General features: G+C 65.6%; 8 protein-coding genes. 2 read left to right on the top strand and 6 right to left on the bottom strand.

From position 1 onward, the window contains the following. Positions 1 to 181: 181 nt before the first annotated feature. Complete coding sequence (locus CXR02_RS20380) at positions 182 to 673, top strand: SRPBCC domain-containing protein (protein WP_104063647.1); 492 nt, start codon at positions 182 to 184, stop codon at positions 671 to 673. Between the two features lie 116 nt (positions 674 to 789). On the opposite strand, the gene CXR02_RS20375 is transcribed toward CXR02_RS20380, so the two are convergent. Beyond that, positions 790 to 1,836, bottom strand: a complete 1,047-nt coding sequence (locus CXR02_RS20375; RefSeq protein WP_104063646.1) for a LacI family DNA-binding transcriptional regulator — start codon at positions 1,834 to 1,836, stop codon at positions 790 to 792. Next, complete coding sequence (locus tag CXR02_RS20370; RefSeq protein ID WP_104063645.1) at positions 1,836 to 3,578, bottom strand: glycoside hydrolase family 13 protein; 1,743 nt, start codon at positions 3,576 to 3,578, stop codon at positions 1,836 to 1,838. The genes CXR02_RS20375 and CXR02_RS20370 overlap by 1 nt, the downstream gene beginning before the upstream one ends. Positions 3,579 to 3,775: 197 nt before the next feature. Between CXR02_RS20370 and CXR02_RS20365 the strand changes: the two genes are divergently transcribed. Next, positions 3,776 to 5,146: an FAD-binding oxidoreductase gene (locus CXR02_RS20365; RefSeq protein ID WP_104063644.1), complete on the top strand. Its 1,371-nt coding sequence runs from the start codon at positions 3,776 to 3,778 to the stop codon at positions 5,144 to 5,146. A 137-nt stretch (positions 5,147 to 5,283) separates the two neighbouring features. Here CXR02_RS20365 and CXR02_RS20360 read toward each other — a convergent pair whose 3' ends face one another. The 4 genes from CXR02_RS20360 to CXR02_RS20345 form a co-directional block, all read right to left on the bottom strand. Then, complete coding sequence (locus CXR02_RS20360; protein WP_104063643.1) at positions 5,284 to 6,702, bottom strand: DUF4032 domain-containing protein; 1,419 nt, start codon at positions 6,700 to 6,702, stop codon at positions 5,284 to 5,286. 173 nt (positions 6,703 to 6,875) lie between these two features. Further along, positions 6,876 to 7,958, bottom strand: a complete 1,083-nt coding sequence (locus CXR02_RS20355) for an ABC transporter ATP-binding protein (RefSeq protein ID WP_104063642.1) — start codon at positions 7,956 to 7,958, stop codon at positions 6,876 to 6,878. 234 nt (positions 7,959 to 8,192) lie between these two features. Next, a complete protein-coding gene (otsB, locus tag CXR02_RS20350) occupies positions 8,193 to 9,023 on the bottom strand; it encodes a trehalose-phosphatase (protein ID WP_104063641.1) in 831 nt (276 codons plus the stop codon). Then, positions 9,013 to 10,515, bottom strand: coding sequence for a trehalose-6-phosphate synthase (locus CXR02_RS20345; protein WP_104063640.1), 1,503 nt, complete (start codon positions 10,513 to 10,515; stop codon positions 9,013 to 9,015). Before CXR02_RS20345 ends, otsB begins: the two co-directional genes overlap by 11 nt. Positions 10,516 to 10,570: the final 55 nt, after the last annotated feature.

Below are 10,570 nucleotides of genomic sequence, written 5' to 3'. Positions count from 1 at the left end.
GAAGCTAAGACCCACAGCGCCGATGGTACTGCACCCGGGAGGGTGTGGGAGAGTAGGTCACCGCCGGAACATCATTAAAAAATGGTCGAGAGCCCCCCAACCACCAGGTTGGGGGGCTCTCCCACTTTAACCACCACACCACAAACATCCACACCTGTGGAGCCGCGTAGAGTTGACGTCCATGGATAACCTTTTCAGCCATGCGGACGACGTCCTGCCTGCCTCAGTTGAGCCCGCAGAGAGCCTGGAAGCTGTCATCTGCACTGTCACAGTGCCGGGGCCGGTGGCGCAGGCGTTCGCCGGCTTCACGGATCACACGCACTTGTGGTGGCCGCTGGATTCACACGGTGTGTACGGTGCAGGATCTTACGTTGAGTTTGAAGAGAACCTCATCGTGGAGACAGCTGACGACGGCAGGACCGCCGTCTGGGGTTCCATAGATGACTGGCAGCCGCCGCTTTCCTTCCACGCGTCCTGGCATCCCGGGACCACCGCTATCTGGTCCACCGAGCTGCGAGTAGCGTTCAGGGCCGTGGAATCCGGGACCGAGCTGCGCCTGGCCCACAACGGCTGGGAAGGTGCGGAGGATCCTGCCGCAGCGCGCGCCGACTATGCTGCCGGCTGGCCGAAGGTGCTGGACCGTTTCGTGAGGTTCATGGGCGGGGAAGCTTAGGCGTGACGGCCAGCTCAGAATAGATCGAGCTCAGAATAGACGGAGCTCAGGACGTCCCGGCCCAGAGCAGGTCCAGTCCTGTACGGACCCAGCTCAGAATGGACTGAGGGGCAGGGTCAGGAAGGCGGGACAGCCGTACTGTTCCGGACCAGAAACTCTGTGGGGTATTCCCGGTCCGTGGCCGCCGCTGACGTTGGCGTGCCCTTGGCAGGCCGCTGTGCGCCGGCGTCGAGCGTTTCCAACAGCATGCGGGCCGCCAGGGCGCCTTGGCCGCGCGCATCCTGGTTGATGGTGGTCAGCCCAAAGACCTCGCCCAGTTCGTGCCCGTCCATGCCGATCACGGAGAGATCCTGCGGCACGCGCAGGCCGAAATCGCGGGCGGCAAGGATGGTCCCGATCGCCATCTCATCGGAGGCTGCAAAAACCGCAGTGGGCCGCCCGGCTGCGGAGGCCAGGAGATTACGGGCACACACGTAGGCGCCCTGGATAGTGAAGTCCGCGTACACTACCCATTCGGGGCGGACAGCATGCCCCGCAGCCTGCATTGCTGCCTCAAAGCCGGCGCGGCGTATCCCGGGGAGTTTGAAGTCCTGGTTCAATTCGGCATCGCCGGTGATGTGTGCGATACGCGTGTGGCCCAGCCCGAGGAGATGCTCGGTGGCTGTCCGGGCCAGGCGGGCGTCATCAATCCTGATGGTGGATGCGCCGGCCAGGGCACCGCCGATGCCGACGATCGGGCGGTGGATTGCCAGGAGCTGTTTGATTTCTGACTCGCTCAGGACCAGCGCCACAGCGATGACCGCATCCAGCCGCTTGCGGAGCAGGAAGTCGTTCAGGACGCTGTGGCGGCGTTCCGGCCGGTCACCCACGTTGTACAGGGTGAGGTCGTAGCCGGCATCGAGCAAGGTGCCGGACACGCCCTCCACCACGGACGAGAAGTACCAGCGGTGGATGGACGGGACCACCAGCCCCACGTTGTGGTTACGGCCTGAAGCCAGGCTGGACGCGTGGTACGACGGGACGAAGCCCAGTTCGTCGGCTGCCGCCTTTGCCAGCTGGCGGCTCTTGGCCGACACGTTCGCCTTGCCGCTGAGCGCCCGTGACACAGTGGCGATCGACAGCCCGGCGCGGTCGGCAACGTCCTTGATGCCCGCAAGTCCCACTATGCCGCGTCGCCTCCGCCAACCCGCAGCCACGCGGTTTCCCCGGACGCCAGGAAATGGGGTGCGTCAGAGCCAGAGTCAGAGCCGGCGCTGCGGACGAGGACGCTGCCTGCCGGCATCTCCAGCGGTTCGTGGTTGAGGTTCATGAGCACCAGCGTATCGCCGTTCAGGTAGGCCAGTGATGAACCGCTGCACCAGTCCTCGGCCCAAGCCAGTGACCCGCGGCCCAAACCCAGTTCGCGGCGCAGCGCCAGCATGTTCCGGTACAGGGATAGATGCGACGACGGCGATGCGGCCTGTGCGTCCCGTGCCAGGTCCGCGAAGCTCGCTGGCAAGGGAAGCCAGGGATCCTGGCCGGAGCCAAAGCCCAGGTGCCGTTCTGTGCTGCGCCACGGGAGGGGGACCCGGCAGCCATCGCGGCCCAGCCGGGCCCCTCCGGTGCGTGCGAACGTGGGATCCTGCCGCAGGTGCTCCGGAATATCGATGCCGTCCGGCAGCCCAAGCTCCTCACCCTGGTACAGGTAGGCGGCGCCGGGCAGTCCCAGCATAAACAGGGAGGCGGCGGCTGCACGCCGGCGGCCCAGGTCTGTATCCGGCTGCGGATCGGCCGCACCGATGCCGTCGCCATCGCGCGGACCGGACCCGTTGTAACCAAAGCGGCTGGAATGCCGGACCACGTCGTGGTTGGAGAGCACCCATGTGCTGGTGGCTCCGACTGCGTCCAGGGCAGTCAGCGAGTCCGTAATAACACTGCGCATCCGGTAAACGTCCAGCCCGGCGTGCAGGTAGGGGAAGTTGAAGGCCTGGTGCATTTCATCGGACCGGACCCAGTCGGCGAGGCGGGGGAGTGGGTCAACGTTGGCTTCGGCACACAGAATGCGGTCCGGCCCGTACCCGTCCAGGATCAGGCGCCAGGCCCGGAAGATGTCGTGCAGGGCCGGCTGGCCGAACATCGGAGCCTCGTGGCCGGGGAAACCGTCCGAGCTGCCGCCGTCGGCCCGGCCGCCCCAGGCGGGCAGGCCCGGTGCCTTGACCAAAGCGTGGGCAACGTCCACCCGGAAGCCGGAGACGCCGCGGTCCAGCCAGAAACGGAGCACCCGCTCAAATTCGGCGTGCACTGCCGGATTATCCCAGTTGAAGTCCGGCTGGGAAGAATCAAACAGGTGCAGGTACCACTGGTCCGGCTGGCCGTCCGGCCCCGTGACCCGGGTCCAGGCCGGACCGCCGAAATGGGACTGCCAGTTGTTGGGCGGTTCGTGGCCTTCAGGCCCCGCCCCGTCCCGGAAGATGAACATGTCGCGCTCCGGGCTCCCTGCAGGGGAGGCGAGGGCTGCCTGGAAGGCAACGTGCTGGTCCGAGCAGTGGTTGGGAACCAGGTCCACGATGACCCGCAACCCCAGACGGTTGGCCTCGGCAATCATGACGTCGAAGTCACCCAGGGTGCCGAAGATCGGATCCACGTCGCAGTAATCGCTGACGTCATAGCCGGCGTCGCGCTGGGGGGATTCGTAGAAGGGCGACAGCCAGACGGCGTCCACATCCAGCTCGGCCAGTTGCGGCAGTTCCGCGGTAATCCCGGCGAGATCGCCGATGCCGTCGCCGTTGAGGTCCCGGAAGGACCGCGGGTACACCTGGTAGATGACGGCGGAGCGCCACCAGCCGGGGGCGTTGTCGGCATCGTGGATGAGGGTCAGCGGACCTGCCAGCGGAGCTGCATTGGTGATCATGGAATCAACAGACATGCTGATCAGCCTAGTTGAGCAGCGTCATGATATGGAAACGCTTCCAGCATGTATTTGCTGATGCAATTCGGTGTTCTAGGAGAAATGTGTCTGACCTGTGGAAACGCTTGCAGCAGCCCGGGATTGTGACGCGTTTGTGACGTCGTGGCCCGCCCTAGACTGGGGAGAACGACAACGACGACGAACGGGAGGCCTGCGTGGGCAGCTTGGTTGAAGAGCTGGTGGGCGCCCTCGGGTCAGGACAGGTCAGTACCGAAGAGGAGTTGCTCGCGAAGTATGCCGTGGACCAGGCCCCCATCACGGATTTCCAGCTCCCCGAAGCGGTGGTCTTCGCCGGGTCTGTGGCGGACGTGCAGTCCGTGGTCAGGCTGTGTGCGGCCCTCAACGTCGCCGTCGTGGCCCGCGGAGCCGGAACAGGCGTTTCCGGTGGCGCGCACGCGAGCAGGAACTGCGTAGTCCTGTCCCTGGAACGGATGAACCGCATTCTTGACCTCAACCCTGACGACGAGACCGCCGTCGTCGAACCCGGCGTGGTCAACGCCGCCCTCAACGAGGCCGCCGCAGTGCATGGCCTGATGTACGCGCCGGATCCGGCGAGCTTCCGTTCCTCCACGATCGGCGGCAACGTTGCCACGAATGCCGGGGGACTGCGCTGCGCCAAGTACGGCGTCACCCGCGACTCGGTGCTGGGGTTGGATGTCGTCCTGGCCGACGGGTCCCTCATCCACACCGGCCACCAGACATTCAAAGGCGTGGCGGGCTACGACCTGACGGGCCTGTTTGTTGGTTCCGAGGGCACTCTGGGGATCGTGGTGGGGGCAACCGTCCGGCTCAAGTACCTGCCCCGTGACGTGCACACCATCGCCGCGTTCTACCCGGACTTCAGGCAGGCCGCTGCCGGCGTCCTGGCGGTGGGCCGGGCCCGCGTGCAGCCGGCCATCATGGAACTGCTCGACGGCGGGACGCTTGCCCAGCTGGACGAACTCCACGGCTCCGACCTGAGCTCCCGCGGCCGTTCGCTGCTCCTGATCCAGACCGACGGGTTCGGGGCAGCGGCGGAGGCCGACGTCGTGCGTTCCGTTCTCGCGGCCGGCGGGGCAACGGTGAGCACGGAATCCACGGCGGAAGCCGAGCAGCTCGTGGAGCTCCGCCGGAACAGCCGGGGCGCGGAAGTGGATGACGAATACCGTGTGGGCGAGGACGTGGCCGTGCCGCGCTCACGCCTGGTGGATTACGTCGCGGCGTTGGAAGACCTCGCGGCAACACATGGTGTGAGCCTGAAGGTGGTGGCGCACGCGGGCGACGGCAACCTGCACCCCACGTTCTGGATCGACCGCCAGGACAGCGCGGTGGATGCTGACGCCATGGCCCGGCTGAACCTTGCCCTGGATGCCTCCATCGAGGCTGCCCTCGAAATGGGCGGCACCATCACCGGCGAGCACGGGATCGGGCAGTACAAACTGCGCTGGCTGGGCCTGGAGCAGGCGGAACCCGTCAGGGAGCTCCAGCGCAGGATCAAGGAACTCTTTGACCCGGCCGGCATCCTGAACCCGGGCAAGGCCATCTAAAGTCCGCCACCTGCCACGAAACTAGGTAGCAGTAACTGTTGTTATGAGCGCTCATAACGACAGTTACTGCTACCTAGTTGGGGTGTGTTAACACAGCCGCGCCTGCCACCGCGGCCCGGCAGCGGCTCCCGGTCCGGTCAGTCGTCGACGTCCGGGTACTCTTCGATGGATTCGTCGGCACCGTAGCGGGACTCCTCGGTTTCCACTTCGAGGATCTTCAGCATTGCCGTGTCCGGGTTGAGCATGATGGCGGCCTCGTCCCGGCGGTGGCGCAGGACGGACTCGATGTAGGACTGCACAGCCTCGGCGAGCGGAATGTGGCGGGCCTGCTCCTCGGACATGTACCAGCGGTGCTCCAACACCTCGTGGACCGCCTCCGCCGGCTCAAGCTTGCGGGACAGGTCGCGGGGGATCGAACGCACGATGGGTTCGAAGACCTGGCTGACCCAGAGGTGCGCGCTGTATTCCTCGTCCATCCCCGGGTTGTTGTCCGCCCGGAAGGAGTCCATGTCATTGAGCAGGCGCCGCGCCTGGTTCTCCTGGGCGTCCAGTCCGGTCAGCCGCAGCAGCCGGCGCTGGTGATGGCCTGCGTCGACCACCTTGGGCTGGAGCTGGATGGTGGAACCGTTCTGGGTGGTCTTGATGGCGTATTCCTCGACGTCGAACCCCAGCTCGTTGAGCTTCCGGATCCGGGCGGCCACGCGCCAGCGTTCGCCGATCTCGAAGGATTCCTTCTCGGTCAGTTCCGTCCATAGGCGCCGGTAGCTCTCCATGATGAGTTCGCTGGTGGCCACCGGGTCCACTTTCTCCTCGATCAGGCCGCCGTCCAGGAGGTCCATAAGCTCGCCGGCGATGTTGACCCGGGCAATCTCGAGATCGTATTCGCGCTGCCCGGTGGAAAGATCGGGATACAGCTCGCCGGTTTCCGCGTCCACCAGGTAGGCGGCGAACGCGCCCGCGTCACGGCGGAAGAGCGTATTGGAGAGCGAAACATCGCCCCAGTAGAAGCCGATGAGGTGCAGCCGGACCATCAGCAGGGCCTGGGCGTCGATGAGCCTGGTCAGTGTGTCCTTGCGCAGCATCTGCGAGAACAGGGCCCGGTACGGCATGGAGAATTTCAGGTGGCGGGTGACCAGGACGGGGTTCAAGGGCCGCCCATCCAGGGTGGTCCGGCCCGTGATGACAGCAACGGGGACAACGCACGGGACGTCCAGGCGGGCCAGCTTGCGGAGCATGTGGTACTCGTGGCGGGCCACATGTTCGGACGTTTCTTTGATGGCGATGACGGAGCCGCCCAGGTGCGCGAAACGCACAATGTGCCGCGAGATGCCGCGGGGGAGCGCTGCCAGGTTCTCGGCCGGCCAGTCCTCCAGGGCGATGTGCCAGGGCAGGTCCAGGAGTTCGGGATCCGCGGACGCCGCCGTGATGTTCAGCGAGCTGGAAGCGGCAAGGACCTTGTCATCCTTGGCGCTCGCTGCCTCGAAGCGCGGCAGTTTGCCGACCTGCGCGTAGTCCGTGGGCTCGTCGTGCCACTGTGCACTGTTTTCGTCGGTCATGGATCAATTCTTTCGTACAGAGGGGCGGCTGGCCTAAACATCGGGCTTAAACGCCGACGGCGGCCCGTCCAGTCAGGAGGGCCGCCGTCGGTTAGATCTCGACGCCGGTGGATGGGCCCACGCCGGCAGGGTTCCCTGGCCGAAGCGGAGCGAGGTTAGGGCGCCGGTGGGGACTAGTCGCCCAGGCGCAGACCGGTCTTGGTGTCGAACAGGTGCACGTGGCCCGACTGCGGACGGACGTAGATGGTGTCGCCCTTCAGCGGGGGGCGCCGGCCGTCGACGCGTGCCACGATGTCGTGGTCCTTGCCGTCCAGCGTCGTGTGGCCGTAGACGTAGGCGTCGGCACCGAGTTCTTCAACAACGTCGACCTCGACCTGCAGACCCTCACCGTGAGAGGCCTGCTCAAGGTCCTCGGGGCGGCTGCCCAGGGTGACGGTGCTGCCGTGGGCCTCTTCGAGGATGTTGCGCGGCACCGGGTAAACCGTTCCGCCGAACTGGACGCCGCCGTCGACCACGGGCAGTTCGAGCAGGTTCATGGCGGGGGAGCCGATGAAGCCGGCAACAAAGACGTTCTTGGGCTTGTCGTAGAGGTTGCGCGGGGTGTCAACCTGCATCAGCAGGCCGTCCTTCAGCACAGCCACGCGGTCACCCATGGTCATGGCCTCGACCTGGTCGTGGGTGACATAAACGGTGGTGACACCGAGGCGGCGGGTCAGGGATGCGATCTGCGTACGGGTCTGGACACGGAGCTTGGCGTCCAGGTTGGAAAGCGGCTCATCCATGAGGAACACCTGCGGGTTACGCACGATGGCGCGGCCCATGGCAACACGCTGGCGCTGGCCACCGGAGAGTGCCTTCGGCTTGCGGTCCAGGTACGGCTCGAGGTCAAGAAGCTTGGCGGCCTCACGGACACGCTCGGCGCGCTCTTCCTTGGAGACGCCGGCGATCTTCAGCGCAAAGCCCATGTTGTCCGCAACCGTCATGTGCGGGTACAGCGCGTAGTTCTGGAAAACCATCGCGATGTCGCGGTCCTTCGGCGGAACATCGGTGACATCGCGGTCGCCGATCAGAATCCGGCCAGCGTTGACGTCCTCAAGGCCTGCAAGCATGCGCAGGGAGGTGGACTTACCGCAACCGGAGGGTCCAACTAGGACCAGAAATTCGCCATCGGCGATTTCAATGTTGAGCTTGTCAACAGCGGGCTTGTCTGTGCCCGGGTACAGACGCGTAGCGTTATCAAAAGTAACTGTAGCCACAGTTATCAATCCCTTCACCGGCAGGTACGTGCCGGACGATCCGTTGTGAATGGTTCATGTAATTCAGTTATCCACGGCATTGCAGCCGTGTACTCCCCGGCCGAAGCCGAGGAGTATCACGTGACGCCGCACGGTTCCTGTGCGCCACATCACAACCAAGAGTATGTCAGACAAATGGCTTATTGGTGCAAATGTTACGGAGGTCACATGTGAGGTTGGGCATGTCGGTGTCGTTCAGTCCGTGCCGGGCTCTTCTTCGGCCACCACCAGGCTCCGTTCCTGCAGGAGCGCTTCGAGCAGCTCCGCGACGTGGGCCGGCGCCTCCACCCGGAACTCGGCCTGGGTGAAGTCCAGGCCCACTTTGACGCCCACATCGCCGGATTCCAGGCGTGCCAGGGCGTCTTCGTCCGTGACGTCGTCACCGGCGAAGAGGACCGCAGTGGCCCCGGTGACCTGGCGCAGGAAGGTCAGGCCCTCACCTTTGGAGGCGTTGACTACCGATGTTTCCAGGACGCGTTTGCCGTTCGTCAGGAAAACGCCCTTGCGGCCCTGGAGCACTGAACGGGCTGCAGCCACCGCGTCCTCGGCAACATCGTCCGTGGCCAGCCGGGTATGCAGGACCACGCCTGCGGGCTTGTCTTCGAGCAGCGTGCCCGGTGCCTGCTCAACAATCTCTTCCAGGACGCCGCGGACTTCGGCCAGCAGCAGGCGTTGGGCCTCGTCCAGCGTCAGCTCCGTGGAACCGGGGCCCAGCCACGCCTCGGCGCCATGGCTGCCGATAAGCAAGGTGTCCACCGGGGGCGAGGCGACCGCGCGCAGGCTGGCGAGGGCCCGTCCTGAGATGAGTGCCGTCGTCGTGCGTGGAAGGGCGGCGAGCCCGGCGAAAGCGGCGGCCGAGCGGGGAAGCGGGCGGGCGTCGTCGGCGCGGTCAACCAGCGGGGAAATGGTGCCGTCGAAGTCCATGGCCACCAGCAGGTGTTCCGTCTGGGCGATGCGCCGGGCGGCCTGCCGGAGTTCGGGGGACAAGGTGAGCGGGCCCTTGGCGGGCCGGGCGTCAGGAGTCATCGCGCACAACTTTCTCGTTCAGGGCGGCCAGGAAGTCAGCTGACCAGTGGTCGACGTCGTGTTCCAGGATCTGCTTGCGCATGGACCGCATGCGGCGCGCGGCGTCTTTGGGAGGCAAATCGACGGCCCGCATGATGGTGTTCTTGAGGCCGTCGATATCGTGCGGGTTCATCAGGAGCGCCTGCTTGAGCTGGTCCGCGGCCCCGGCGAACTCGCTGAGGACCAGCGCGCCGTCGTTGTCCTTGCGGGCAGTGACGTATTCCTTGGCCACGAGGTTCATGCCGTCCCGCAGTGCGGTCACGAGCATGACGTCGGCGGCGAGGTACAGCGCCACCATCTCCTCCACGGGGTAGCTGTGGTGCAAGTAGCGGACCGCCGTGTTCTGGATGGTGTCGTAGGTGCCGTTGATGTGGCCGACGGTACCTTCGATTTCCTCGCGCAGGAGGCGGTACTGCTCAACCCGTTCGCGGCTGGGGCTGGCAACCTGGATCAGCGTTGCGTCGCCGACCGTCAGCTTGCCTTCGTTCAGGAGTTCCTCGAACGCCTTGAGCCGGTGCCGGATGCCCTTGGTGTAATCGAGCCGGTCCACGCCCAGGAGGATGGTCTTGGGGTTGCCGAGATCCTGGCGGATCTGGCGTGCACGCTCGATGATCTCGGGGTTGTGGGCCAGTTCGTTGATCTGGGCTACGTCGATGGAGATGGGGAAGGCCTGGGCCCTGGCGATGTGCGTGATTTCGCCGTCCTTACCCTTCACATGCACCTGCTGCTGCTTGACGCTGGCGCCGAGGAACCGGCGGGCGGACCGCATGAAGTTGCCGGCGTCGCTGGGGCGCTGGAAGCCCACCAGGTCTGCGCCCATCAGGCCGTCAATGATGGCATGCCGCCACGGCAGCTGGGCGAAGATTTCCGGCGGGGGGAAGGGGATGTGGTTGAAGAACCCGATCCGCAGGTCCGGCCGCGCTTGGCGCAGCAGCCGCGGCACCAGCTGCAGCTGGTAGTCCTGGACCCACACCGTGGCGCCCTGGCCGGCATGGCGTACGACGGCGTCGGCGAACCTTTGGTTGACCCTGCGGTAGGCGTCCCACCAGGTTCTGTGGAACTCCGGAGGGGCGATGACGTCGTGGTAGAGGGGCCACAGGGTGGCGTTGGAGAAACCCTCGTAGTAGAGCTCAACGTCGTCGTTGCTCAGCTGGACGGGCACGAGGTCCATGCCGCCGTGGCTGAAAGGCTCGACGGTTTCGTCAGGGGCGCCGTGCCAACCCACCCACGCGCCGTCGGTCTTGGTCATCATGGGTGCGAGGGCAGTCACCAGGCCGCCGGGGGAGCGGCGCCAGCCGGAGCCGTCGTCGCCGCTCTCACCTGGCGCGCAGCGGTCAACGGGCAGCCTGTTGGAGACAACCATAAAATCGTACGTGGCGGCCGTGCTGTGGCTGCTCGCGGCGGCGCCGGTTGCAGGTACAGCTGTTGGCTTTTCTTGGACGGGTGTTTGCATTGCGGCCCCCTGGGGTTGCTTGTGCCTTTAAGCCACCTTAATAGGATGGAATCTT

It is taken from the genome of Arthrobacter sp. 4R501 (assembly GCF_002929755.1).
Taxonomy (GTDB): Bacteria; Actinomycetota; Actinomycetes; order Actinomycetales; family Micrococcaceae; genus Arthrobacter.
Note: the sequence above shows the minus strand (reverse complement) of the source record. Positions and strands in the feature narration are given on the sequence as shown.

Excerpts from the sequence above, each read along its gene's own strand:
- CXR02_RS20380 (WP_104063647.1), top strand. The coding sequence starts at position 182 with ATGGATAACCTTTTCAGCCATGCGGACGACGTCCTGCCTGCCTCAGTT.
- CXR02_RS20370 (WP_104063645.1), bottom strand. The coding sequence starts at position 3,578 with ATGTCTGTTGATTCCATGATCACCAATGCAGCTCCGCTGGCAGGTCCG.
- CXR02_RS20360 (WP_104063643.1), bottom strand. The coding sequence starts at position 6,702 with ATGACCGACGAAAACAGTGCACAGTGGCACGACGAGCCCACGGACTAC.
- otsB (WP_104063641.1), bottom strand. The coding sequence starts at position 9,023 with ATGACTCCTGACGCCCGGCCCGCCAAGGGCCCGCTCACCTTGTCCCCC.
- CXR02_RS20345 (WP_104063640.1), bottom strand. The coding sequence starts at position 10,515 with ATGCAAACACCCGTCCAAGAAAAGCCAACAGCTGTACCTGCAACCGGC.